Annotated in this window: 26 protein-coding genes and 1 pseudogene; 13 read left to right on the forward strand and 14 right to left on the reverse strand. The window is 72.2% G+C overall.

The features are described from left to right. Window positions 1-111 precede the first annotated feature (111 nt). The 5 genes and pseudogenes from ACFY3J_RS14865 to ACFY3J_RS14885 all read left to right on the forward strand — a co-directional run. Window positions 112-1,212 (forward strand): hypothetical protein, encoded by a 1,101-nt coding sequence (locus ACFY3J_RS14865; protein WP_384181681.1) that lies wholly within the window; start codon window positions 112-114, stop codon window positions 1,210-1,212. A gap of 233 nt (window positions 1,213-1,445) precedes the next feature. Next, a complete protein-coding gene (locus ACFY3J_RS14870) occupies window positions 1,446-1,691 on the forward strand; it encodes a DUF1963 domain-containing protein (protein ID WP_384181683.1) in 246 nt (81 codons plus the stop codon). A 206-nt stretch (window positions 1,692-1,897) separates the two neighbouring features. Continuing rightward, complete coding sequence (locus tag ACFY3J_RS14875; protein WP_390840994.1) at window positions 1,898-2,239, forward strand: hypothetical protein; 342 nt, start codon at window positions 1,898-1,900, stop codon at window positions 2,237-2,239. A 441-nt stretch (window positions 2,240-2,680) separates the two neighbouring features. Beyond that, on the forward strand, window positions 2,681-4,399 hold the full coding sequence (locus tag ACFY3J_RS14880; protein ID WP_390840995.1) for a DUF4153 domain-containing protein: 1,719 nt from the start codon (window positions 2,681-2,683) through the stop codon (window positions 4,397-4,399). 933 nt (window positions 4,400-5,332) lie between these two features. After that, window positions 5,333-5,576: pseudogene (locus tag ACFY3J_RS14885) on the forward strand (hypothetical protein); the annotation flags it as partial. Here ACFY3J_RS14885 and ACFY3J_RS14890 read toward each other — a convergent pair. The 4 genes from ACFY3J_RS14890 to ACFY3J_RS14905 form a co-directional block, all read right to left on the reverse strand. After that, window positions 5,573-6,442, reverse strand: a complete 870-nt coding sequence (locus ACFY3J_RS14890; protein ID WP_390840996.1) for a hypothetical protein — start codon at window positions 6,440-6,442, stop codon at window positions 5,573-5,575. The pseudogene ACFY3J_RS14885 and the gene ACFY3J_RS14890 overlap by 4 nt on opposite strands. Before the next feature lie 152 nt (window positions 6,443-6,594). Beyond that, complete coding sequence (locus ACFY3J_RS14895) at window positions 6,595-7,221, reverse strand: YigZ family protein (protein WP_384181689.1); 627 nt, start codon at window positions 7,219-7,221, stop codon at window positions 6,595-6,597. Window positions 7,222-7,312: 91 nt separating this feature from the next. Then, window positions 7,313-7,861 (reverse strand): SixA phosphatase family protein, encoded by a 549-nt coding sequence (locus ACFY3J_RS14900; RefSeq protein WP_384181691.1) that lies wholly within the window; start codon window positions 7,859-7,861, stop codon window positions 7,313-7,315. Further along, window positions 7,858-8,592, reverse strand: a complete 735-nt coding sequence (locus ACFY3J_RS14905) for a hypothetical protein (RefSeq protein WP_384181693.1) — start codon at window positions 8,590-8,592, stop codon at window positions 7,858-7,860. Before ACFY3J_RS14905 ends, ACFY3J_RS14900 begins: the two co-directional genes overlap by 4 nt. Before the next feature lie 147 nt (window positions 8,593-8,739). Here ACFY3J_RS14905 and ACFY3J_RS14910 point away from each other — a divergent pair, with 147 nt between their 5' ends. Further along, complete coding sequence (locus tag ACFY3J_RS14910) at window positions 8,740-9,147, forward strand: CoA-binding protein (RefSeq protein WP_384181695.1); 408 nt, start codon at window positions 8,740-8,742, stop codon at window positions 9,145-9,147. A 90-nt stretch (window positions 9,148-9,237) separates the two neighbouring features. On the opposite strand, the gene ACFY3J_RS14915 is transcribed toward ACFY3J_RS14910, so the two are convergent. Further along, window positions 9,238-9,597, reverse strand: coding sequence for an ArsR/SmtB family transcription factor (locus ACFY3J_RS14915; protein WP_390840997.1), 360 nt, complete (start codon window positions 9,595-9,597; stop codon window positions 9,238-9,240). 62 nt (window positions 9,598-9,659) lie between these two features. Between ACFY3J_RS14915 and ACFY3J_RS14920 the strand changes: the two genes are divergently transcribed. Continuing rightward, window positions 9,660-10,706 (forward strand): cation diffusion facilitator family transporter, encoded by a 1,047-nt coding sequence (locus ACFY3J_RS14920; protein WP_390840998.1) that lies wholly within the window; start codon window positions 9,660-9,662, stop codon window positions 10,704-10,706. 15 nt (window positions 10,707-10,721) lie between these two features. Here the strand turns inward: ACFY3J_RS14920 and ACFY3J_RS14925 are convergent, their stop codons facing one another. Together ACFY3J_RS14925 and ACFY3J_RS14930 are read right to left on the reverse strand one after the other, a co-directional pair. Beyond that, on the reverse strand, window positions 10,722-11,276 hold the full coding sequence (locus ACFY3J_RS14925; RefSeq protein WP_390840999.1) for a YbaK/EbsC family protein: 555 nt from the start codon (window positions 11,274-11,276) through the stop codon (window positions 10,722-10,724). 43 nt (window positions 11,277-11,319) lie between these two features. Next, the gene (locus ACFY3J_RS14930) at window positions 11,320-11,892 is read right to left on the reverse strand and encodes a helix-turn-helix domain-containing protein (protein ID WP_141363080.1); all 573 of its coding nucleotides are present in this window, start codon (window positions 11,890-11,892) and stop codon (window positions 11,320-11,322) included. A gap of 93 nt (window positions 11,893-11,985) precedes the next feature. Between ACFY3J_RS14930 and ACFY3J_RS14935 the strand changes: the two genes are divergently transcribed. Further along, complete coding sequence (locus ACFY3J_RS14935; RefSeq protein WP_384181704.1) at window positions 11,986-12,843, forward strand: DMT family transporter; 858 nt, start codon at window positions 11,986-11,988, stop codon at window positions 12,841-12,843. A gap of 35 nt (window positions 12,844-12,878) precedes the next feature. Here the strand turns inward: ACFY3J_RS14935 and ACFY3J_RS14940 are convergent, their stop codons facing one another. Further along, window positions 12,879-13,679 carry an acyltransferase gene (locus ACFY3J_RS14940; RefSeq protein ID WP_384181706.1) on the reverse strand — a complete coding sequence of 267 codons (801 nt, stop codon included), beginning with the start codon at window positions 13,677-13,679 and terminating at the stop codon, window positions 12,879-12,881. 112 nt (window positions 13,680-13,791) lie between these two features. On the opposite strand from ACFY3J_RS14940, the gene ACFY3J_RS14945 reads away from it, so the two are divergent. Continuing rightward, window positions 13,792-14,319 (forward strand): gamma carbonic anhydrase family protein, encoded by a 528-nt coding sequence (locus tag ACFY3J_RS14945; protein WP_384181708.1) that lies wholly within the window; start codon window positions 13,792-13,794, stop codon window positions 14,317-14,319. A gap of 34 nt (window positions 14,320-14,353) precedes the next feature. On the opposite strand, the gene ACFY3J_RS14950 is transcribed toward ACFY3J_RS14945, so the two are convergent. Both ACFY3J_RS14950 and ACFY3J_RS14955 read right to left on the reverse strand, forming a co-directional pair. Beyond that, a complete protein-coding gene (locus ACFY3J_RS14950) occupies window positions 14,354-15,010 on the reverse strand; it encodes a DedA family protein (RefSeq protein WP_384181710.1) in 657 nt (218 codons plus the stop codon). Between the two features lie 227 nt (window positions 15,011-15,237). After that, on the reverse strand, window positions 15,238-15,675 hold the full coding sequence (locus ACFY3J_RS14955; RefSeq protein WP_141366822.1) for a DUF4442 domain-containing protein: 438 nt from the start codon (window positions 15,673-15,675) through the stop codon (window positions 15,238-15,240). Between the two features lie 146 nt (window positions 15,676-15,821). Between ACFY3J_RS14955 and ACFY3J_RS14960 the strand changes: the two genes are divergently transcribed. Beyond that, window positions 15,822-16,835 carry a hypothetical protein gene (locus ACFY3J_RS14960; RefSeq protein ID WP_384181712.1) on the forward strand — a complete coding sequence of 338 codons (1,014 nt, stop codon included), beginning with the start codon at window positions 15,822-15,824 and terminating at the stop codon, window positions 16,833-16,835. A 32-nt stretch (window positions 16,836-16,867) separates the two neighbouring features. On the opposite strand, the gene ACFY3J_RS14965 is transcribed toward ACFY3J_RS14960, so the two are convergent. Then, window positions 16,868-17,713, reverse strand: coding sequence for a spermidine synthase (locus ACFY3J_RS14965; RefSeq protein WP_390841000.1), 846 nt, complete (start codon window positions 17,711-17,713; stop codon window positions 16,868-16,870). A gap of 133 nt (window positions 17,714-17,846) precedes the next feature. Continuing rightward, the gene (gene tuf, locus ACFY3J_RS14970; protein WP_384181716.1) at window positions 17,847-19,016 is read right to left on the reverse strand and encodes an elongation factor Tu; all 1,170 of its coding nucleotides are present in this window, start codon (window positions 19,014-19,016) and stop codon (window positions 17,847-17,849) included. A 373-nt stretch (window positions 19,017-19,389) separates the two neighbouring features. On the opposite strand from tuf, the gene ACFY3J_RS14975 reads away from it, so the two are divergent. Both ACFY3J_RS14975 and ACFY3J_RS14980 read left to right on the forward strand, forming a co-directional pair. Next, window positions 19,390-20,190 (forward strand): TVP38/TMEM64 family protein, encoded by an 801-nt coding sequence (locus ACFY3J_RS14975; RefSeq protein WP_384181718.1) that lies wholly within the window; start codon window positions 19,390-19,392, stop codon window positions 20,188-20,190. A 133-nt stretch (window positions 20,191-20,323) separates the two neighbouring features. Then, window positions 20,324-20,503: a hypothetical protein gene (locus tag ACFY3J_RS14980; protein WP_384181720.1), complete on the forward strand. Its 180-nt coding sequence runs from the start codon at window positions 20,324-20,326 to the stop codon at window positions 20,501-20,503. Between the two features lie 67 nt (window positions 20,504-20,570). Here ACFY3J_RS14980 and ACFY3J_RS14985 read toward each other — a convergent pair whose 3' ends face one another. Then, complete coding sequence (locus ACFY3J_RS14985; RefSeq protein WP_384181722.1) at window positions 20,571-21,311, reverse strand: SDR family NAD(P)-dependent oxidoreductase; 741 nt, start codon at window positions 21,309-21,311, stop codon at window positions 20,571-20,573. Between the two features lie 162 nt (window positions 21,312-21,473). Here ACFY3J_RS14985 and lnt point away from each other — a divergent pair, with 162 nt between their 5' ends. After that, window positions 21,474-23,048 (forward strand): apolipoprotein N-acyltransferase, encoded by a 1,575-nt coding sequence (gene lnt, locus ACFY3J_RS14990; RefSeq protein ID WP_384181724.1) that lies wholly within the window; start codon window positions 21,474-21,476, stop codon window positions 23,046-23,048. On the opposite strand, the gene ACFY3J_RS14995 is transcribed toward lnt, so the two are convergent. Further along, window positions 22,966-23,877 (reverse strand): Gfo/Idh/MocA family protein, encoded by a 912-nt coding sequence (locus ACFY3J_RS14995; protein ID WP_390841001.1) that lies wholly within the window; start codon window positions 23,875-23,877, stop codon window positions 22,966-22,968. The genes lnt and ACFY3J_RS14995 overlap by 83 nt on opposite strands. Between the last annotated feature and the right edge of the window lies 1 nt (window position 23,878).

A 23,878-nucleotide genomic window follows, 5' to 3' on the forward strand; every position in this document is an offset into this window, starting at 1 on the left:
GTGATCTCCCCATGACAGGATTCAGGCCACCGCGCCTTGGTGGTGCGGTCCTTGTCGATTCGCGGAGCTCCTTTGACATCCACAAGAAGAAAAACGTCTCTGCTTCTGGCGGTGGCGGCCACGGGCGGGACGCTGCTCGCGGCACCACCTGCTCATGCCTGGTACGGCGACACCACGCTCAAGAGTGTCTCCATCAACGGAGGCAAGCCCATCGTCGTGGGCACGAAGACCCCCGTCCCCGTCCCGATCACGGCTCAGCTCCAGAACAGCTCGGGCGGCATCACCACCATCGACGCGATGCTCGGGGTCGGCGACGGGTACAGCTTCTTCTTCCTGGACGGCCCGGCCGGGCAGAACATGACCTGTGAGAAGACCACGTCCACCGTTTCGACCTGCACCGGAACCGCGACGGTCCACCCCACGCAACTGATCAACTCGGCGACGGCGCCGGCCTGGCTGCGGATCTCCGGCTACGCGTACGACGGCGGCCAGTACCTCCTGAACTCGAAGTACCCCGAATACGCGGACCTGCCCGGCGCGACCGTCCCGGTACTGAAGCAGACCACGCTGACGGTGAAGGCCGGCCCCAAGCCGGTGCGCAAGGGCGGCACGCTCACCATCACCGGGCAGCTGAGCCGGCCCGACTGGAACCTCCTGAACTCGGACGGCCTCAGCACGGCCTCCGCCGGATACGCGAACCAGCCGGTGAAGCTGCAGTTCATGAAGGCCGGTGCCACCTCCTACAGCACCGTGAAAACGGTCACGTCCGACACCAGCGGCAAGCTGAGGACGACGGTCACGGCCACCACGTCGGGAACGTGGCGGTGGGCGTTCTCCCAGAACAGCACGTCCTCCGCGTCGGTCTCGACGGGGGACGGCGTCACCCTGCTCAAGGTCTCGAAGCTCACCGTGACGGCGGCCCCGAAGCCGGTACGCAAGGGCGGCAAGCTCACCGTGACCGGGCGCCTCACCCGGGCCACGAGTGATGCGGCCACCACGTTCGCGGGTTACGCCAACCAGCCGGTGAAGCTGCAGTTCAGGAAGTACGGCAGCAACACCTACAGCACGATCAAGACGGTCCGCACGGACTCGGCCGGCCGTCTGAAGACGACCACAGCCGCGAACGCCGCGGGCTACTGGCGTTGGTCGTACGCGGGCAGCGCCACGGTCGCGTCCGTCACGACGGCGGGTACCTACGTCAAGTTGAAGTAGCGAAGTGCACCGCGTCGTGGCGTGGCGTGGATGATTCCGTTGCCGTACGCGGCCGACTGCAGGGTTGCCAGGTCACGTCACTTCTCGCCCGGCCCCGCCTTCGTGGTGGTGGCCGGGCGCTGTCGGGTCGGGGAGCGCTCTCAGCCCTGTGTGCGGCGAGAGTCGTTCTGATCGGCAATCGCCGAGGAGGAGCCCCCGCAGGGCTGGTTCCTCCGGTACGGCAACGTGCACCGGTGTTGCCGTCAAAGAGGGCCGTCAGGCCAGGCCAGGTCCCAGGCGACCGCAGCACCGATCACCAGCCACCCCACACGCACCCACACGACACCGAAGGCCCCGCCGTCCACCTGCTTCAGCTCGCCGAGGACACCGCACTCGGATGGGGTTGGGGATACGCCGGAACGCTGTACTTCACGATTCCGGTCAAGGCACTCGCGACCAGCGACTTCTGCAAGGCAGTGGCACAAGTCTTCTGCTGTTGATCCGCACAGCGGGAGATCGGTGTCGGAGGCCACGTTGCCGTCGTCTCCCCGCACGATCGGGCACGGATGGGGCACGGACGACTTCTGATCCGTAGCTCTGGCCGGACCGGCCAACGACGGCCATTCGGGTCGCTGCATGGCCCTGTCGGAACGCTACCCGCCCGGGATGGTTGCTGCGGCTGCGGCAGGATTCCTGCGGGGTGGTTATGGAAAGGCATCTGTTGGTGCGGCTGCTGGCCGGTGACGACGAGGCATCCGTGGCTGCCCTCGCTGCCCTCCTCAGCGGCGCTACCCATGTCGTGTGGGATGGGACTGTTCCTGCCGAGTGGCATGCCCGGACCCATACGCGCCGGCTTCGGCCCACGCGGCGGAAGGGCATCGAGACTTTGGGGCTGGAACGAGCGGTGCAGCTCCTCGTCCAGCATGACCAGCCGGTGCGCCTTGGGCAGGTCACAGCTGCCGATGGGGCATGGATCTTCATGCTCTTCCTCACCGAAGACGACGGCGCATTGGTGGCCTGCACTGGCGTACGGCGGGCGGGCGAGTAATCACCGCTTGAGGAGAGAGGTAGAGGTGCCTTGCCTGTGACCTGCGGCTTTCATGACCGAGCCAGCAGGCATGGATACGCCCGTCAGACACCCTTGTTGACCGCGGCTGACCCTCGTATCCGGCACGGCTGTGGCATGCGACCTCTTCGTCCCGAACTACGGGCGGGACGGTCGCTGGGGCCGGCCCGGCTGATCAGACGTTCGCCGGCAGGTGATGTTGGTCGGCTCCAGTCGCGGCGGTTGCTGTACTTGCTGTAGACGGCCCCGTAGGTGCACGGCGGACCGCCGGATCCTCCATGCCTTCGGAAGCTACGCGAGCGCGGACGTCCCCGTCGGTCCCGCTACCCTTGCAGGCACGCCGCCTGTCGATCATGGCCGGCGTCGCAAGCGACACCGGTACCCGAGTATGTGCGTTCCGGGGCCGGTTGGGAGGGGGTCCCCATGACAGAGAAACCACCTGTGCCCGCCGAACCGCCTGAGCGGTCCCGGCAGTCGGGGCGATTACCTGAGGGAGAGGCCGCAAACACGGGACGCGCACAGCGGGCGGGAACACCACCGGAGGGCAGGTCGCGCGCGACGACGGACACGCGGCCCGGCGAAGCCGTCAGTGCCGGGCGTCCGCCGCACCTTCCGTCCACTGCTCCCAGCCATCTGTACGCGGGCGCCTACCTCTACAAACCCTCGTTCCCCGACCTACGCCGCGAGCCGCCCTCCACCGTGAACACCGCCGTCCTCTGGGCGGCGCTCGCCACCGGCGTGCTCAGCATGGTCCTGCTCAACGACGGTGTGGGCGTCAATCTGTTCCTCGTCGCCCTGCCGGCCGCGGTCACCGCATACTTCGCCGCGCGCCAGGCAGGCCGGGTACAAGCCCGTATCTGGACGCTCGCCTGGGGCATCGGAGGACTCGCCCTGCTGCTGGTTCCGGCGGTCCGCGCCGCCCAGTGGCCTTCCTTCCTCGCCGTGGCCACCGCCATCGGTCTCGCGTCGCTCGCTCTCCACGGCTCGCGGACGTGGCCCGGCGTCGTCCTCAGCCCCTTAGGGCTGGTCGATTCGCTGCCCAAGGGCGCACGCTGGGGCTGGCGCGGGGTGCGCACCCGTGCCGGCAACGCCTCCGGCAACGTGGGCTCCGCGCTGCGCGCCCTTGCCGTGACGGCTGTGCTCCTCCTGGTCTTCGGCGCACTGTTCGCCGGGGCCGACGCGGCCTTCGCCGACCTGCTGGGCAGGCTGGTCCCGGACACGTCGGTCGGCGACGGCCCCTGGCGCCTGGTGCTGTTCACCCTCGGGCTTTTCGGTGCCCTCGCGGCGGCACACACCGCCGCCGCCCCTCTGCGGTGGGACGGCTTCGAGACAAGCCCGGGCCGCGCCCGCGGCCGGGGTGAGTGGGCGCTTCCCCTGCTCGTGCTGTGCGTGCTGTTCGCCGTCTTCAACGCCATCCAGCTCGCCGTCCTCTTCGGCGGATACAAGGCTGTCCTGGACGAGACCGGTCAGACCTACTCCGAGTACGCGCGGCAGGGCTTCTGGCAACTCCTGCTCGCAACGCTCCTCACCCTCCTGGTCATCGTCTTCGCGCTGCGCTGGGCACCGCGCGGCGGGCCAGGTGACCGGAACCTGGTGCGGGGGGTTCTCGGCACCCTGTGCGCACTCACCCTGGTCGTGGTCGCTTCGGCGGTACGGCGCATGGACATGTACGTCGAGGCGTACGGGCTGACGCGGCTGCGGATCTCCGTCGTGACCGTGGAGCTGTGGCTCGGCCTGGTCATCCTGCTGATCATGGCCGCCGGAGTCTGGGGCGCACGCTGGCTGCCCCGCGCCGTCGCCGCGTCGGCCGCTGCCGGGGCCCTCGCCTTCGGCCTGGCCTCTCCCGACGGGCTGATCGCCGAGAACAACGTGCGGCGGTACGAGAAGACCCGCAAGTTCGACCTGGACTACGTGCGTGGTCTCTCGGCGGACGCGGTCCCGGCTCTGGACAGGCTGAGAGAGCCCATGCGGTCCTGCGTCCTCGGTCCCCTGGCGGAGGAGCTCGGTCCGGCAACGGCGTCCTGGTACGAGATCAGTTGGGGAGAGGTTCGCGCCCGACGGATCCTCAAGGAACGGCCGCCGGCGACGACCGACCCGGGAGCCTGCAACAGCAGCGGGGAGAGCATCGAGCACTACCGCTGACCTGACGCCCCGCTCCGCCGGGGCGGGCGGCCGCCGGGCCGTGATCCGCGACGGTGGAGGAGACCCCCCGCCCAGGGGATGCGGACTCCACGCGGACTCCAGTGGCACACGTGTGGTACGCGGCTCAGAACATGACGAAGGGCCAGCCTGGGAGATACCCCTCCTGAGCTGGCCCTTTTCTCTGTGCCCCCGGAAGGATTCGAACCTGCGACACCCGCTTCAGGAGTTCGAACCGTCCCTAGCGTGATGGGGCTTTCTACGTGCACTGAGGCCACGACCGACCGTTGACAACCGCAGCTGTTCGTAGCCGTTGATGTCGGCGTTGGATGTCAGTGGAACAGCCCCGGCACCGGACAAACCTCCAGTGGGTCCTCCGGCCGGTCGGCCCAGTTCCACCAGAAATGCCGACCGGCACACCTCCACAGCGCACGGCAAGTCCGCCGGCCATCGCCCTCCCGCCTGGAGAGCACGAGGCCAGCAGACTCCATGAGTCGGCCACAGTCGGGGCAGGCCGGGGCATTGCTGGTCATGCGGCGCACCTTAACGGAGTGCGACCACAGTTCCGCATTGGATTGCAGTACGACGCATTCGTCCCGAAGCACCTTGAATAGGCGTCCGACCTCGGGCCGGAGTGCCCCTGTTCTGGTGTGCTGGTGCGCAGGCGTCCGCGTTTGACCGCCGCGGTCCGTCTGCGTTGTCACGCAGTTAGACACTCACTCGGGGAACGACCCGCCTAGAAGACGCTGCACGGGATCGACGGAGAGCCTGCCGCCTGCATCAGATGGCTCCGCCATCAGGACACGAGAAACTGCGCTGCTCACGGGCGGTCGCGCACGTACCGTTGGTCTGAACCATGGGGGTAGAAGCCTACGTTGTACGCACACGAGATGGTCCTGAACGAACTCGCACAGGGGCTCAGAACGACGACCGAGGGATAAGGCGTACTCCAGCCGCGACAATCGCGCCGAGCTGCGGCGTCGTGGTATCAAGTCGGCCATCGCCGAGCCGGATGACCAACGTGCCAACCGCCGCCGTAAAGGCCGGGTCGTGGAAGCAGTTTCGCGCGGTCGCCACCCGGTACGACAGGCGCGACTACATCTTCAACGGCACCCTGACCGCAGCTGCCGTCATCATCTGGCTCCGAGACACCGTCCCGGAGCCATCAGCAACGGCCTAACCGAGCCCGAGCAGCAGCACCCCAGGCATCGCCACGACAGCCGCGATGCTCACGATCACCAGGCCCAACAAAAGGGCGGGCAACACGATCAGCAGGGTGAGCACGGCGTCGGCCCGCGAGCGGGCGCTGTCCTTGGTACCGGGGACGATGGTGACCGTTCTGGTTCGCGGGGGCTGCGCGGTGCGTGATGAGGAGCCGGTGACGTACTCGTGAACCCCGCCGTCCAGATCCGTGTACTCATACACCCACATGTGCCACATCCGGCCGCTCGTGGAATGGCGCAGGTCGGACCTGACGTAGTGGGCCTCCACCTGCACTCCCCGGGCGATGGATAACCAAGCGGGGCGCGCGAGGGAGAAGATGTGGGCCGCGAGATCGGCGCAACCCCACCAGGCGAAGAATCCGAAGCAGCTCAGAACGGCGGCCAGGTACCGCCCAGACGCCACGAGGGCCAGGAAGTTCAGCACGACAGCGACCAGCAGCACGCGAAGGCCCAGCTCCCCGCGGGTGTATCGGCTCAGCGGGGCCGACGTGCGCCGCTCGGTCGTGACAGCCGGGATCGCCCCGGTCGCCGGGAGAACGGCGCGGTGCGCGAGCAGGGCGCATACAAATGTCTGCGCGGCGCGGACGCCGCACTCCAGCTCGTACCCTCCGGACCGGCCACGGGCACGATCGGCGACCTCGACACGCAGCCGGAACCGCCGGCCGCCGACCGCCTCCACGGTGGCGTCGACGACGGCCAGGTAGGGAATGCGGGTAACGGTGGCACCCTCCTCCCACACGACGCCCTCCGCCGTCAGCCGGGCCACGGCGTCCGGCGACCGCACGATCAGCGTCGGCGGTCCGCTCCGCTCCGCGATGGCCACCCCCGGCTCCTCCCCCTCACGGCACCGGTGTAGTGCGCTGTCGCAACGGTTCCCGCTTCTCGATCACCACGGGGATGAACCTCTCGGTTACTCCCGTATCGACCGTCATGCACGACACCGGGCAGGCAGATTGGCGCGATATGCCCGATGTGTCACGCATCTCCGTAGGCCTCGCCGCCCAGTTCGAACCCGGCGGTGCCGGCCGTGACGTCCGCGAGCCATCCCCGGAAGGCGTCCACGTCGGCGTCCGGCAGGCCGATCTCGATGGTGACGGCCTCGCCGTAGCGCACGTCCCGCACCTCGCGCCCGGTGGCCCTGAGGTCGTTCTGCACCTTGCCGGCCCGCTGGTGGTCCACGGTCACGGTGGCGATGCGGAACCTGCGGCGGGTGCGGGTCCCGAGCGTGTCCAGCGCCTCGCCGACGGCTCCGCCGTAGGCCCGGATGAGCCCGCCCGCGCCGAGCTTGACGCCGCCGTAGTAACGGGTGACGACGGCGACGACGTACCGCATGTCGCGGCGCAGCAGCATCTGGAGCATGGGGACGCCGGCGGTTCCGCCCGGCTCGCCGTCGTCGCTCGCCTTCTGGATCCCGGCGTCGGCGCCGATGACGTACGCCCAGCAGTTGTGCGTGGCGTCGGCGTGCTCCTTGCGGACGGCGGCGACGAAGTCCTGGGCCTCCCGCTCGGTGGCCGCCGGGGCGAGAGCGCACAGGAAGCGCGAGCGGTTGATCTCGGTCTCGTGCACGCCCGCGCGCGCGACTGTGCGGTACTCGTCCTGCATCGGTCCAGCCTATGCGGCGCCCACGCGGGTGCCGCAGGAGGGTTCGCTCCGGCCGGCCGGAGGGAGAACGGGCCGCCGGGCACGCCCGCGTTCACCGCCGTTTCTTGGCGCCCCTCGGCACGGTCAGGTCCGTCAGGAGGGCGGCGCCCGGGGCGAGGGACGGCCAGCCGGGGCCGTGCCAGGACACGATGGCGATCGCGGAGGTCGGGAACTTCGCCCGGAGCCGGTCCAGCGTGTCGTCCAGACCGTCCCCGGCCAGTTCCAGGACCAGTTCCTCCAGGCCCGGGTTGTGGCCGAGCAGGAGCAGCGTCCCGACCTCGGGCGGCGCCTCACGCACGGCGGCGAGCAGATCGGGGGCGTCTGCGGCGTACAGCCGGCGGTCGTAGCGCACCGGCGGTGGGGTGCCCCACTGGGCGGAGGCCAGTTCCCAGGTCTGCCGGGCACGCAGCGCGGTGGAGCACAGCGCGAAGTCGGGGAGGCAGTCGGCCTCGGCGAGCGCGCGACCCGCCGCCGGCGCGTCCCGGCGGCCGCGGGGCGCGAGCGGGCGGTCGTGGTCGGCGACGCCCTCGGGCCAGGCGGACTTGGCGTGCCGCAGGACGACCAGGCGGCGCAGCGGGCCGGCTCCCGCGCGGGCGATCACGCCGCACGCCCCAGGTCGCGCGTGAGGTCGAGGCCGAGCAGCCGGTCCGCGTACGCGTACGTCTCGAAGCGCGCCCCGTCCGCCAGGTCCGGATCGGTCCCGGCCCACTCCAGCACCCGCAGGACCGCCGGCACGTCCAGGTCGTCCTCCCAGGCGCCGCGTAGCCGTCCGCGCACCTCGTCGGGGACCGGCCGGGAGGGCCGCCGCGCCCAGTCGGCGACCGCCGCGCGCCATCGCGCCAGAGTCCGGCGGGCGTCGTCCAGCGCGGCCTCGTCCAGCCGTACGGGCCGGGTGTGGCGGCGGGCGAGCAGTGCCAGGCGCCAGGCGGCGGGGTCGTCGTCGCGCGCGGGGACGGCGGGCACCGTCGCGTCGACGGGCGCGACGGCGATCCGGACGCCCCCGGTCGCGGTATCGGCGCCCTCGACGGCCACATGGACGATCTGGGCCTCGCCCGGGGCGGTGCCGGCGCCGCGGCCGTCCTCGAAGGGCCGGATGCCGAGGGCGGCGGCCGCCGCTCGCAGTTCCTGCGCCTGTTCCCGGCCGCCGGACAACAGCGACCACACGGGCGTGCCGCTCAGTTCGAGGGCGCGGACGAGGATGTCGGCGACCAGCAGCACGCGCAGGCCCGACGCGTCGCAGCCCGACGCGTGCGCCTCGACACGGGTCAGCCCGCGGCGGGCGGGGGCGGCGTCCACGGGCTCGCCGGTTCGGGCGTCGATGATGCGCAGCACGGCCCGAGCGTAGGCCGCCGGACGGCCGCGCGCAGGCCGAGGCCGCACGTTCCGGACAGGTCGGCGGGTTCCGTGCCGGCCGGGAATCGCCGGGCGGCGGCCGTCGTTGCCCGGACGGCAACCCTTCCCGAGACGAGGAGACCCCTGGTGTACGGCGACGCTGCGACCATCCGGAAGATCCTGACCGAACACGGTGACACCTGGGCGGTCGTGGGCCTGTCCTCGAACCGCGGCCGGGCCGCGTACGGCGTCGCCGAGGTGCTGCGGCGCTTCGGCAAGCGTGTGGTCCCGGTCCACCCGAAGGCGGAGACGGTGCACGGCGAACAGGGGTACCCCTCCCTCGCGGACATCCCGTTCGACGTGGACGTGGTCGACGTGTTCGTCAACAGCGATCTCGCCGGCCAGGTCGCCGACGAGGCGGTCACCAAGGGCGCGAAGGCCGTCTGGTTGCAGCTGGGGGTGGTCGACGAAGCCGCCTTCGAGCGCACCCGTGCGGCGGGCCTCGACATGGTCATGGACCGCTGCCCGGCCATCGAGATCCCCCGTCTGGGCTGACCTTCGCCGCCGCTTTCCGGGACCGGCCGCCCTCACCTGTGGGGGCGCCTCAGTCGTGGAGGGGCCGGTCGCCGAGCCGGTAGGGGCGCCTCAGCCGTGGAGGGACCGGTCGCCGAGCCGGTGGTCGGCGACGTTCAGCGCCTCGGCCACCAGCCGGCGCAGGTGACCGTCGCGCAGGGAGTAGACGACCCGGCGGCCCTCCTTGCGCGTGTTCACCAGCCCGGCCAGCCGCAGCCTCGCCAGATGCTGGCTGACCGCCGGACGGGCCGCCCCGCACGCCTCGGTGAGCGTGGTGACGTCGGCCTCGCCGGACGTCAGCGCGTGCAGCAGGGCGAGCCGGGTGCGGTCGCCGAGCAGGGCGAGGAGTTCGGCGGCCAGCGCCAACTGATCCTCGCCCGGGGTGCGCGGGTGCGCATCGTGCGCAGGTGACAGGTGCATGCGTGCGCTCATAAGCACATAATGGCGTCGTGGGCGTCACACGTCCACCTCCGCGCGCACGGAAGGGGAACCACGTGACCGACCGGCACCACCGCGGGCACCACCACGGACCCAAGCACGAGTCCGCGCACGGGCGCTCTCTCCGCCACCGCCTCGCACACCTCCTCGCCCCGCACTCCCACGACTCCGCCGACCGGCTGGACCGCGCGCTGGAGTCCTCCGCCCGCGGCATGCGGGCGCTGTGGATCTCGCTGGCCGTGCTCGGCGCCACGGCGCTCGCCCAGGCGGTGGTGGTGGTCGCGTCCGGCTCCGTCGCGCTGCTCGGCGACACGGTGCACAACACGGCGGACGCCCTGACGGCCGTACCACTGGGAATCGCCTTCGTGCTGGGCCGCCGCGCGGCGACCCGGCGCTTCACCTACGGCTACGGACGCGCCGAGGACCTGGCGGGCCTGGTGATCGTGGTGACCATCGCCGCGTCCGCCGCCTTCTCCGCCTGGGCCGCCTTCCAGCGGCTGCTCGATCCGCGCCCCGTCGAGCACCTGCCCGCGGTCGCCCTGGCGGCCCTCGTCGGGTTCGCGGGCAACGAGTGGGTGGCCCGCCACCGGATCGGTGTGGGCCGCGCCATCGGCTCGGCCGCGCTGGTGGCCGACGGGCTGCACGCGCGCACGGACGGCTTCACCTCACTGGCCGTCCTGCTGGGCGCCGCCGGCTCGGCCCTGGGGCTGCGGGCCGCCGACCCGATCGTGGGGCTGGCGATCACGGCGGCCATCGCGCTGGTGCTGCGCGACGCGGCCCGCGAGGTGTTCCGGCGGATGATGGACGCCGTCGACCCGGCCCTGGTGGACCGCGCCGAACGGGCGCTGAGCGAGGTGCCGGGCGTGCGGGCGGTCGGCGAGCTCCGGCTGCGCTGGATCGGCCACCGGCTGCGCGCGGAGGTCGCGGTGGTCGTGGACGGCGAGGCGACCGTGCGCCAGGCCCACGCCACCGCCGTGGAGGCCGAGCACGCCCTGCTCCACGCCGTACCCGGCCTCACCGCGGCCCTGGTCCACGCCGACCCGGCCCCGGCCCCCGGCGAGGCCGATCCGCATCTGCGCCTCGCCCACCACGCGCCGGCCTGAGCGCCGCGGGCGGGATCAGACCCCGAGCCCGTCCAGCACCACCGCGCCGGGCAGTTGCGCGAACGCCTTGCCCGGCACCAGGAGCTTGCCGCGGCGCCGCCCGCTGCCGACGAGGACGTAGGGCAGGTCGACGACGCGGGAGTCGACCAGAAGGGGCCAGTCGGCGGGGAGTCCGATGGGCGTGATGCCGCCGTACTCCATGCCGGTCTCCCCGGTCGCCACCTCCATGGGCGCGAAGGAGGCCTTGCGGGCGTCGAGTTGGCGGCGCACGACGCCGTTGACGTCGACGCGGGTGGCGGACAGGGCGAGGCAGGCGGCCAGCCGGGTCTCGCCGCCGCGCCGGCCCGCCACGACCACACAGTTCGCGGAGGTCTCCAGCAGTTCCGGGCCGTAGTGCTCGACGAAGACGGCGGTGTCGGCCCACTCCGGGTCGGTCTCGACGTAGACGATCTGGTCGGCCGGGACACCGCCGTGCCAGTGGCGTACGGCGTCGGCGACCGGGCGGATCAGCTCGTCGAGGCAGTCGGGGGCGGGTGTGGCCTGGTCGAAGTTCCCGATGGGTGCGCGCATGACCGCACGCTAACAGCAGCGCCGGGCTGTACGACGGGGCGTCTCAGTGCACGGGCGGGACCGACACGGCCATCACCATGTCCATCGGCTCTGCGCCGTCATTGGCGTACGTGTGCGGGGTGTTGGCCTCGAAGGAGGCGCTCGCGCCCGCCGGCACGCGGTACTCCACCGCGTCGACGGTGAGCGTCAGCTCCCCCGCGGTGACATGGACCAGTTCGACGGTGCCGGCGGGGTGCGGGTCGGAGGGGCTGCCCTCGCCGGGCATCAGGCGCCACTCCCACATCTCCAGTGGACCGGGCGCCTCGACACCCGCCAGGAGCCGGTTGTAGCTGCCGGCGTCGGTGTGCCACAGGCGGACGGCCTGGTCGGCCGGGACGACGCGGACCCGGGGGCCCTGCTCGTAGTCGAGCAGGCTGGTGATGCTGACGCCGAGCGCGTCACCGATCTTGACGACGGTGCCGAGGCTGGGGTTGGTGCGGGCCTGCTCGATCTGGATGAGCATGCCGCGGCTGACTCCCGCGCGTGCGGCGAGCGTGTCCAGGGTGAAGCCCCGCTCGGTACGCCAGCGCTTGACGTTGCGCGCCAGGGACTGGGTCAGCAGTTCGAGGTCCGACACATTCCGTCCAATATTCTGGATGACAGAGTTTACTTCGCTGAACTACGGTGGGTTGCACCCGATCGTTCACCGAACTGTACTGCGAGGCACGCCGTGACAGCATTCTTCGCCCTGGCCACCAGCCTCCTGTGGGGGCTGGCCGACTTCGGCGGCGGACTGCTCACCCGGCGCATGCCCGCGCTGACGGTCGTCGTGGTCTCCCAGTCCGTCGCGGCGGCGGTGCTGGGCGTGATCGTCGTCGCCACCGGCGGCTGGAGCGAGGCCGGACCGCGGCTGTGGTTCGCGTTCGCCGCCGGCCTGGTCGGCCCGGTCGCGATGTTCTCCTTCTACAAGGCGCTCGCCCTCGGCCCGATGGGCGTGATCTCGCCGCTGGCCTCGCTCGGCGTGGCCGTGCCGATCTCCGTCGGGCTGGTGCTGGGCGAGCGGCCGGGACTGCTCCAGGTCGCGGGGATCGCGGTCGCCGTCACCGGTGTCGTGCTCGCGGGCGGGCCGCGTCTGGGAGGCGCCGCCGTGCAGCGGCGGGCGATCGGGCTGACCCTGGTCGCGGCCCTCGGCTTCGGCACGGTGTTCGCGCTGATCGCCGAGGCCTCCACCACCGTCACCGGCCTGTTCCTCGCGCTCTTCGTGCAGCGCGTGACCAACGTGGCGGCGGGCGGCGCCGCGCTGTACGCCTCCGCACGGCGCGGCGGGCCCGTACTGCCCGAGGCCGGATTCCCCTGGCGCTCACTGCCCGCGCTCGGCTTCGTCGGCCTCGCGGACGTCGCCGCCAACGGCACGTACTGCGTCGCCGCCCAGCACGGCCCGGTCACGGTGGCCGCCGTCCTCGCCTCCCTCTACCCGGTGGTGACCGCGCTCGCCGCCCGCGGCTTCCTCAGCGAACGGCTGCGGGCCGTCCAGGCGGCCGGAGCGGGTCTGGCGCTGGTGGGCACCCTGCTGCTGGCGACGGGCTGATTCCCCGGGCCGGCCGAAGGCCGTCCGGGGCCGGATCAGCCGCCCTCGGTCTCCAGCCCGGCCAGCCGGTAACCGGACTCCTCGTCCCACTCGGCCAGCCGGGCAGCGCTCTCCTCGTCCAGCTCCGCCAGTGCCAGCAACTGCTCCGGGGTGATGCCGTGCGGTATCGGCACCGGGGCCGGGGTCCGCAACGGCGGCTGCCAGCCCTCGGTGGCGGTCCAGCGGCGTACGACCCGGGCGGGCGCCCCCGCGACCACCGCGTGGTCGGGGACCTCGCCGCGCACCACCGCGCCGGCCGCCACCACGACGTTCCGCCCGATCCGCGCGCCGGGCAGGATCACCGCGCCGGTGCCGATCCAGCAGCCGGGGCCGATCTCCACCGGCTCCATCCGGGGCCACTGCTTGCCGATGGGCTGGTGCGGGTCGTCGTAGGAGTGGTTGGTGGAGGTGACGTAGACGTAGGGGCCGAAGTAGCAGTCGCTGCCGATGGTGACCGTGGTGTCGGCGATGACGTGACTGCCGCGGCCGAGCACCACCCCGTCACCGATGCGCAGGATCGGCTCCGGGCCGAGGTCCAGGTCGGGCATCAGACCGGCGGTCAGCGTGACCTGCTCGCCGACGATGCAGTGCGCTCCCAGGTGGATCCACGGTTCGCCGAAGACCGTGCCGAGCGGGAAGGCCAGCCTGGTACCCGTTCCCATCGAGCCGAAGCGGAGGCGTCCGGGCCGCTCGGCCGTCACGGAACCCGTGCGCTGCACCCAGGCCCAGCCCGCGTGGACGGCGCGCTGCGCGAGGCGGCGCCACCATGATGAGAACGTGTTCCTACGCGTGGGCACCCGCTCACCGTACTCAGCCCGGGCCACGCCATGGCGCCGCACGTCTGTGATCTTCGCCCTACCGGATGACGTACGGTGCCGTCGGACCCATGCGGCGAAAGGGAGAACGAGGATGACGGACAAGGCGCTGATCGCGGGCATCGGCGGCCGCGAGCCGCAGGTGGACGAGGAGGCGTTCGTGGCGCCCACGGCCACCGTGATCGGCGACGTGGCACTGGGCGCGGGCGCGAGCGTCTGGTACGGCGCGGTGCTGCGCGGCGACGTGGAGCGGATCGCCGTCGGCGCGGGCAGCAATGCCCAGGACAACTGCACGCTGCACGCCGACCCCGGCTTCCCGGTCGACGTCGGCGAGCGCGTCTCCATCGGGCACAACGCCGTGGTGCACGGCGCGACCGTCGAGGACGACTGCCTGATCGGCATGGGGGCGACCGTGCTGAACGGCGCGGTGATCGGCGCTGGATCCCTGGTGGCGGCGCAGGCACTGGTGCCGCAGGGCATGCGGGTGCCGCCGGGATCGCTGGTCGCGGGCGTCCCCGCGAAGGTCAGGCGGGAGCTGACGCAGGAGGAGCGTCAGGGGATCACCCTGAACGGCACGATGTACACGCAGCTCGCGCAGGCGCACCGCGAGGTGCACGCGTAGGGCCCAGCACCCGCGCCCCCTCCGGGGCGCCCGGCTACTCCCCGGCGGGAACCGTCTCCGGCTCCTCGGTCTCGCTCTGCGCGCCCGCCTGCGCCTTCTTCGCCCTGCGCTTGAGCACCAGCATCGAGCCGAGTCCGAAGAGCACGGCCGCCACCAGGCCGAGCCAGGAGAACTTCTTCAGCCAGGACTCGGCCACGACACCCACGTAGTAGATGACCGCCGTGGTGCCGCCCGCCCAGCAGATGCCGCCGAGGACGTTGGCGACGAGGAACCTCCAGTACGGCATGTGCAGCACGCCCGCCAGGGGGCCGGCGAAGATGCGCAGCAGGGCGACGAAGCGGCCGAAGAAGACCGCCCACATGCCCCACTTCTCGAAGGAGCGCTCGGCGGTCGCGATGTGCCCCTCGCTGAAGTGCTTGGGGAACTTCTTCCCCAGCCAGGCGAGCAGCGGCCTGCCGCCCCTGCGGCCGATGGCGTAGCCGATGGAGTCGCCGACGACCGCGCCGACGGTGGCGCACACGCCGAGGACGACCGGGTTGATGCCCGCGTGCTGCGAGGACAGCAGGGCCGCGGAGACCAGGACGATCTCGCCGGGCAGCGGAATGCCCAGGCTCTCCAGACCGATGACCAGGCCGACCACGGCGTAGACGGCGGCCGCGGGTACCGTGTCGAGCCATTCCTGGACGTGCACCGCCGGTTCCTCCCCGTTTCGCGTGCATGTGCTGCGGAGCGCCACGAAGACGCACCCCCGGGAAGCCTACCGGTTCGGCCCGGCCGGGCGGCTCCCGCGGATCGCGCCGGCGCTCCCGTCCGCGACCGGGCGGACGGGAACGCCGGCTCGGGGGCTCGCCCGATGCTCGGGGATCGCCGGATGTCCGCCTGGCGCTCCGCGGCCGTGTGGAGGGCGGCGGCGGCCGCTCAGCCGTTGGGCCGCAGGGTCCAGACGACGGTCATCTCTCCCGTGACGGCACCGTCCGCGCGCCGGATCTCGACCGGCACCGGGAACTCCGGCCGCTGCCCCGCGTCCAGTTCCGCGACGACGTCGGCGGCGGGACGGCCCAGGGTCGCGGTGGCGGTGACGGCCCCCATGGCCAGCTTCCGGTAGGCGATCTCGGCCCGCACGGCGAGCGGCACGGCACGGGAGAGCTGGTCGCCGAACGCTGCCAGCACGATGGCCCCGCTCGCGGACTCCCCCAGCGTGAACATCGCGCCGGCGTGCGGCCCGCCCACGTGGTTGTGGTAGTCGGCCTGGTCCGGCAGGGTCACCACCGCCTTCTCCGGCGTGGTCTGAAGGAACTCGAGATTCAGGGTCCGGGCCATCGGCACGGTCGCGGCGAGCATCTCGCCGATCGACATCTGGTCAGCGCTCATACCAGAATGTTACTCACCAGTAGGCCGTTCGGGCCAGACCGGACGGGCCGGTATCCGCACCCGTTACTGGTACGTCCCTGACAAAGGGCGGTGACCGAATCGTGTCCCTGGCGCCACTAGGGTTGCTGGCCATGTGGCCAGGACAGCAGCCGCCCGGGGGCGAGCAGAACCCGCAGAACAACCCGTACCAGCAGCCGGGATACCAACAGCCGAATCCCTATCAGCAGCCCGGTTACCAGCAGCCCAACCCATATGCCCAGCAACCGCAGTGGGGTGCGCCCACACAGATAGGCGGTCCCCAGTCGCCGAAGCAGCCGGGCGGAGGCGGCAACCGGACGAGGCTCATCGCGATCCTCTGCGTCACGGCTGTGGCCCTGACCGCCGGTGTGACCGGCTTCCTGGTTCTCGGCGGGAACAAGGACGACAAGGCCGACGGCGGGTCGAACGACGCCAAGTCGAGCCCGTCGCCCACCACTTCGGCCTCCGCCGACCCGAGCGCCTCGGACTCGGGCTCGGTCGACAATCCGCGCGGCACGGAGACCGAGAAGCCGACGATCCCCGGCTGGAAGGTCGTCGTGAACCCCAAGCGGGGCATCGCCTTCGACGTCCCGGCCGACTGGGAGGTCCAGTCGCCGGGGGTGAGCATCGGCTTCGAGGAGCACAAGGACGGCAAGCTGATCACCATCATGTCCGGCGTGGCCGAGTACAAGTCCAAGTGGTGCACGTCCGACGACGACAAGGACGGCCGCGAGGAGGACACGTCGCTCGCCGCGGTGGGCACCAAGGGTGCCGACGGCGCCAAGGACACCAACGAGGTGGCCGTGAACACCGTGGGCTGGTGGGTCTACGGCGGCTACACGCAGCCCGACAAGAAGAGCCTGACGTTCGACCAGAAGGCCAAGCCCTACACGACCACGTCGGGCATCCAGGGCAGTATCGCCTGGGCCCAGTCGAACAACACGCCCCAGAAGGGCAAGTGCGCGAGCGACGGCAAGGCGCTCTCCTTCGGCTTCAAGAACTCCGCCGGGGACTTCGTGTCCTGGAACTTCTACGGTGCCAAGGGCGTGGGCGAGGAGGTCCCCACCGCGACCATCATGAAGATCCTCGGCACGGTCCGGCTGCACGGAACCCCGACCGGCGGCTGAGCGACACTCGTGGCGGCGCCCGGCCGCGCTGATCAGCCGATGCCGAACGCGCCGTCCGGAGGCTCGGGCGACGGCACGGCCTCGTCGTCCCGCACCGGCCCGGCATCCCCGGTGAACTCCCGTATCGCGGCGCCGTGTTCGACGCGGGCGGGGAACGCGTCGGAGGCGGTCCGCCGGGTCAGCGCGGCCACGTCGAGCGGGCGGTGCGCGGCGATCAGCACCGTGTTGCCGAAGCGGCGGCCGCGGAGCACCGCGGGTTCGGCGATCAGCGCGATCTCCTCGAACACCGCAGCGAGGGTGGCGAGTTGGGAACGCAGGAAGGCGAACGGGGCGGCGTCGGCGAGGTTGGCGAGGTAGACCCCTTCGGGGCGCAGCACGCGCTCCGCCTCGCGGACGTAGCCGAGGGACGTGAGGTGGGCCGGGACGCGGGAGCCGCCGAAGACGTCCGCGATCAGGACGTCCGCCGAGTCGTCGGGGGCGGCCTCCAGCCAGGCGCGGGCGTCGGCGGTGTGCAGCGAGACGTCGGCGCCGTCCGGCAGCGGCAGGTGGGCGACGACCATCTCCAGCAGTCCGCGGTCGGCCTCGACGACGTCCTGCCGGGAGCCGGGCCGGGTCGCGGCCACGTACCGCGGCAGGGTGAGGGCGCCCCCGCCGAGGTGCAGCACGTCCAGCGGGGAGCCCGGCCGCGCGACCGTGTCCAGGGCGTGGCCGAGCCGCCGCGCGTACTCGAACTCCAGGTGGGCGGGCGCGTCCAGGTCGACGTACGACTGCGGCGCACCGTCCACGGTCAGCAGCCAGGCCCGCTCGCGGTCGACGTCGGGCATCAGCTTGGCGGTCCCGTGATCGACGGCTCGGGTCACGGGTATCGGCTCGTTCACGCGTCCATTGTGCCGGGCCGTCACACCCCGGACGGCCCCGTCACGCACCGGACGCCGCCGTCACGCGAGAGGCGGCGAGGGGACCGCCGGCCGGCAAGCACCGGCCGGCGGTCCCCGGCCCCGGCGGTCCCCTTCACACGATGGCGGTCACGGTCCCCGCGCCGACGGTGCGGCCGCCCTCACGGATGGCGAACCCCAGCCCCGGCTCCAGGGGCACCTCGCGCCCCAGCTCCACCGTCATCGTGACCGTGTCGCCGGGCCGCGCGACGGCTGCCTCGCCGAGGTCGACGTCGCCCACCACGTCCGCCGTGCGGATGTAGAACTGCGGCCGGTAGCCGGTGGACACCGGTGTCGTACGGCCGCCCTCGCGCGCCGACAGCACGTACACCCGCGCGGCGAAGCGGCGGCGCGGGACCACGCTGCCCGGCGCCGCGACGACGTGGCCGCGGCGGACCCCGTCACGCGGCACCCCGCGCAGCAGCAGCGCCACGTTGTCCCCGGCCTGGGCCTCCTCCATGGGCTTGCCGAAGGTCTCCAGTCCGGTGACCACCGTCTCCAGACCGGCACCCAGGACTTCGACCCGGTCGCCGACGCGGACCGTGCCGCGCTCGACCGCGCCCGTCACCACGGTTCCGCGGCCGGTGATGGTGAGCACGTTCTCCACCGGCAGCAGGAACGGCGCGTCCAGGTACCGCTCGGGCATCGGCACGTAGGTGTCCACCGCGTCGAGCAGCGCCTCGATCGACGCCGTCCAGCGCGGGTCGCCCTCCAGGGCGCGGAGCCCGGAGACCCGTACGACGGGTACCGCGTCGCCGCCGAAGCCGTGCTCGGTGAGCAGGTCGCGGACCTCCAGTTCGACGAGGTCGATGAGCTCCTCGTCGCCGGCGTCGGCCTTGTTGAGGGCGACGACGATGTGGTTCACGCCCACCTGCCGGGCGAGCAGCACGTGTTCGGCGGTCTGCGGCATGATCCCGTCGAGCGCGGAGACGACGAGGATCGCGCCGTCGAGCTGCGCGGCCCCGGTGACCATGTTCTTGACGTAGTCGGCGTGGCCCGGCATGTCCACGTGCGCGTAGTGCCGGGTGTCGGTCTCGTACTCGACGTGCGCGATGTTGATGGTGATGCCGCGCGCGGCCTCCTCCGGGGCCCGGTCGATGCGGTCGAACGGGACGAAGGTGCCGGAGCCGCGCTCGGCCAGCACCTTCGTGATGGCGGCGGTCAACGTGGTCTTGCCGTGGTCGACATGGCCCATCGTGCCGATGTTCAGGTGCGGTTTGGTGCGTACGTACGCCGTCTTGGGCATGGCTGTACCTCGAAGCCTGGTAGATGCTGCGGGACCCCACGGGATGGCCGACCCTCCCCCTGAGGGGTCCGCCGGACGATCCGGGGAGGGTCAGCTTCGGGCGCCGTCGACTGCGGCGACGAGGATCAGGACGGCAGCCTCCGGGGCATCCGCTACCGCGGATGCTGCGAGGACGAAGGCGTGCCGGAACATGGGACCGATCATTCACGACACCCGGCCGCCCGTCGAACGGTTTTTGGGCGGCGAGCGGTTCTCAGGACAGGAGGGCCGGGGGCTCGGGGACTTGGCCGAGACGCCGATGGCGTGCGCACTCGGCGCACGCGTGAGCCGGGCCATCCGGCGCTCACTCGTATCCGTCCGCTAATGTCACCGAATGCTCGATGCCACCACCCGCTCTGGGGGCACCGCCACGGCCTCTCCCCGGGCCGCCGCCACCGAGCCGGCCGTCGCCGTCCCCACGGCCCCGCCGGTCCCGGTCGTTCCGTCCGCCCCGCCGGCCGGCCTCTCCGCCCGCTGGGCGCGTGTGCTGCTGTCGCCCTGGGCGCGGCTCTCCCTCCTGCTCGTCCTGCTCACGGCGGCCGGAGTGTCCGTGCTGCTCTTCGAGCCGCAGAGACTGCTGGCACACGGCTGGCCACCGCAGCTGGGCGGGGCCGTCGCGGCGGTGGTGTTCGCCGCGGCGTACTGCCTGTGCACGGTGGCGTTCGTGCCGCGGCCGCTACTGAACCTGGCCGCGGGCGCGCTGTTCGGCTCGCAGCTGGGACTGGCGGCGGCGCTGGCCGGCACGGTGCTGGGCGCCGGGGCGGCCTTCGGCCTCGGCCGCGTGCTGGGCCAGGACGCGCTGCGCCCGCTGCTGCGCGGCCGGCTGCTGAAGGCGGCGGACGGGCAGCTCAGCCGGCACGGCTTCCGTTCGATGATGGCGGCCCGGCTCTTCCCGGGAGTGCCGTTCTGGGCCGCCAACTACTGCGCCGCCGTCTCCCGCATGGGCTGGACGACGTTCCTCCTCGCCACGGCCCTCGGCTCGATCCCCAACACCGCCGCCTACGCCGTCGCCGGCGCCCGCGCCTCCGCACCGACCTCTCCGGCCTTTCTCCTGGCGATGGCCTGCATCGCGGTACCGGCCGTGCTCGGCACGGCGGTCGCCTGGCGCAAGCGCCACCACCTGCGGAATCACTGACGGCACCGCACGCGTACGCGTACCCGACGACCCGGTCGGTACGACGGCCGGGACGGGCGCGGGTGACCGAGTCCATACGGCCGCTGTAGCCGTCCGGTAGCGCAGTGTCAGTCCTTGCCCCTAGGCTGTGGCCATGTTCCCCGATTCAGTGGCCCCTGGTTCCGTGCGGTCCGCCGCCGAGCTGAACGAGCAGATCCGGTCGCTGTGGCTGCGCTCAGGCGGGTCCCTGTCGGCCCAGGAGCGCGAGGAGTACGAGCTGCTGGTGGTCGAGTGGGCCACCGCGATGAGGGACGAGCTCATCGCGGCCGCCTGACGTCCCCGGTCCACCGGCGGTCGCCGCTCCGGCCCGGGCCGGCCCGTTCCGGCGACCCGGTTCAGGCTCAGCGTCCGCCCGACACCCGCAGCACCGCTCCCGTCGTGTAGGAGGCGTCCGGTGACATCAGCCATGCGACGGCCGCGGCGATCTCCTCCGCCCGGCCGGCCCGGCCCAGCGGGATGTTTCCGGCCGCCCGCCGCACCCGGTCCGGGTCGCCCATCGCCGCGTGCATCCCGGTGTCGATCATGCCCGGCGCGACCGCGTTGACGCGGATGCCGTCCGGGCCGAGTTCCTTGGCCAGGCCCAGGGTGAGGGCGTCCACGGCGGCCTTCGTCGCGGCGTAGTGGACGAACTCCCCGGGACTGCCGAGTGTGGCGGCCGCGGACGACACGTTCACGATCACGCCGTTCTTCCGGGGCGCCATCAGCTGGGCCGCACGGCGCGAACACAGCAGGGTGCCCAGGAGGTTGACGTCCACGACACGACGCAGATCGGCGGTGTCGGTGTCGGCGAGCCGGCCCAGCGGTCCGCTCACCCCGGCGTTGTTCACCAGTCCGGTGACGGGCCCGAGCCGTTCCTCCGCCAGGGCGAAGAGCCGTTCGACGTCCGCCTCCACCGAGGTGTCCATCTGCACGGTCACCCCGCGCGCCCCGGCCTCGAGCACCTCGTCGGCCACCGCCTCGGCGGCCGCGGTGTCGTCGACGTACCCCACGACCACGTCGTGCCCGTCGGCCGCCAGCCGCCGGCAGATCGCGGCCCCGATGCCCCGGCCACCGCCGGTGACGACTGTCACGAGACGTTTCATTCGGACCTCCGCAGCACCGAGCGACCACACCCAATGTGATCATCCTAGGACCCCGGCCGCCCGCGCGCGGAGGCAGGAATTCCCAGCCCCTCCAAGGCCCTCTGGGCGGGATCTTCCGGGGCGCGCACACTGGAGCCATCCGTGGGGGTAGGAGGGCACCGTATGAAGACGTTCGGCCGGTGGCTGACCTCCCCGTGGCGGCGTTCGGTGCTCGCCGCGCTCGCGGGTGCCCTGTTCGTGTTCGCGTTTCCCGCCCCTTCGCTGTGGTGGTTCGCCTACGTCGCGCTGGTCCCGTGGATCCTGCTGGTCCGCTCCGCTCCGACCGGGAGGCGGGCGGCGTACGACGGCTGGTTCGGCGGCCTGGGGTTCATGCTGGCCGTCTTCCACTGGCTGCTGCCGAACCTGCACGTGTTCACCGTCGTGCTCGCCGCGCTCATGGGCCTGCTGTGGGCGCCCTGGGGCCGGCTGGTACGGCGGTTCCTGGCGGGGACGCCCTCGCCGGGGCGGGCGGCGGCCGCGCTGGTCGTGCTGCCGTCGGCGTGGCTGGCGATCGAGCTCGTCCGGTCCTGGCAGGGGCTGGGCGGGCCGTGGGGCATGCTGGGCTCCAGCCAGTGGCAGGTAGCGCCGGCGCTGCGGCTGGCCTCCGTGGGCGGGGTGTGGCTGCTGAGTTTCCTGGTGGTGGCCGTCAACGTCGCGGTCGCGCTGCTCGTCGCGGTCCGCGCGTCCCGGGTGCCCGCGGTGGCCGGGCTGGTGGCCACGGCCGCGGCGACCTCCGCGGTGTGGATGTGGGCGCCGCGCCCCGACGTCGACGGCCACGTCCGGATCGCCGTCGTGCAGCCGGGTGTCGTGGCCGGCACCGACAGCGGGCAGCGGCGGTTCGATCTGGAGGAACAGCTGACCCGCCGGCTGGTGGGGCAGCACCCCGACCTGATCGTCTGGGGCGAGAGCAGCGTCGGCTTCGACCTGAGCCACCGGCCGGACCTGGCGCGGCGGATCGCGGCGCTGTCCCGCGCGACCGGCGCCGACGTGCTGGTCAACGTGGACGCCCGGCGCTCCGACCAGCCCGGCATATACAAGAGCTCGGTCCTCGTCGGTCCGGACGGCCCGACCGGCGAGCGCTACGACAAGATGCGGCTCGTCCCGTTCGGCGAGTACGTCCCGGCCCGCTCGGTGCTCGGCTGGGCGACCTCCGTCGGCCGGGCCGCGGGTGAGGACCGCCGGCGGGGCACCGAGCAGGTGGTGATGAACGTCGGCCACGGCCTGCGCGTCGGCCCTATGATCTGCTTCGAGACGGCGTTCCCCGACATGAGCCGGCATCTCGCGCAGGACGGCGCGCGGGTGCTGCTCGCGCAGTCCTCGACGTCGACCTTCCAGCAGAGCTGGGCCCCCGAACAGCACGCTTCGCTGGCCGCGCTGCGTGCCGCCGAGACCGGGCGGCCGATGGTGCACGCCACGCTGACGGGCGTGTCCGCCGTGTACGGCCCGCGCGGGCAGCGCGTCGGCTCCTGGCTGGGCACGGACACGGGCACCGCGCGCGTGTACGACGTACCGACCGCGCACGGCGTCACCCTGTACGTCCGCTTCGGCGACTGGCCCGCGCACGGCGCGCTGCTGGTGCTGGCCGTACTGGGCGCGGCGGAGGGACTGCGGGCGTTCAGGCGGCGCCGGAGCGCTCCAGAACCGTCCGTACCACCCGTTCGCACAGTTCGTGGGTCTCCAGCGCGTCACGGGCGCTGAGCACCTTCCCGGCGCGTACGGCGTCGAGGAAGGACAGCACGGCCTGCTCGATACCTCGCTGCCGGGCGACGGGCACCCAGTCGCCGCGCCGGCGCACGGTCGGCTGGCCCTTGTGGTCGACGGTCTCGGCGAGGTTGACCACCTGCCGCTTCGTGTCCTGCCCGGAGACCTCGAGGACCTCCTCCGTCGAACCGCTGAGCCGGTTCATCACGCCGAGCGCGGTGAATCCGTCCCCGGCGAGTTGCAGCACGACGTGGTGCAGCAGGCCGTCACGCACGCGCGCGCGTACGGTGACGTCGTCGACCTCGCCCGGCACCAGGAACCGCAGGGTGTCCACGACGTGGATGAAGTCGTCGAGGATCATCGTGCGCGGTACCTCGGGCAGTCCGATGCGGTTCTTCTGCATCAGGATCAGCTCGCGGGGGTGGTCGGCGCACTGCACGTAGCCGGGTGCGTGGCGCCGGTTGAAGCCGACCATGAGCGAGACGTTCCGCTTCTCGGCGAGCCCGACCAGGCGCGCGGAGTCGGCGAGTTCGTAGGCGAGCGGCTTGTCGACGTACGTCGGCACGCCCGCCTCCAGGAGCCGGGTGACGATCTGCGGGTGGACGGCGGTGGGTGCGTGCACGAAGGCGGCGTCGAGGTCCTGGGAGAGCAGGGAGTCCAGGTCGGCGTGGCGCCGCTCCGCGGGCAGGTGCAGGCTGTCGGCGACCCGCTGGAGCGTCTGGGGCGTCCGGGTCTGCAGGTGCAGGTCGACTCCGGGTTGGGTGCCGAGCACCGGCAGGTACGCCTTCTGCGCGATGTCGCCGAGTCCGATGCAGCCGACCTTCACG

Source organism: Streptomyces sp. NPDC001231 (genome assembly GCF_042896885.1).
GTDB lineage: Bacteria > Actinomycetota > Actinomycetes > Streptomycetales > Streptomycetaceae > Streptomyces.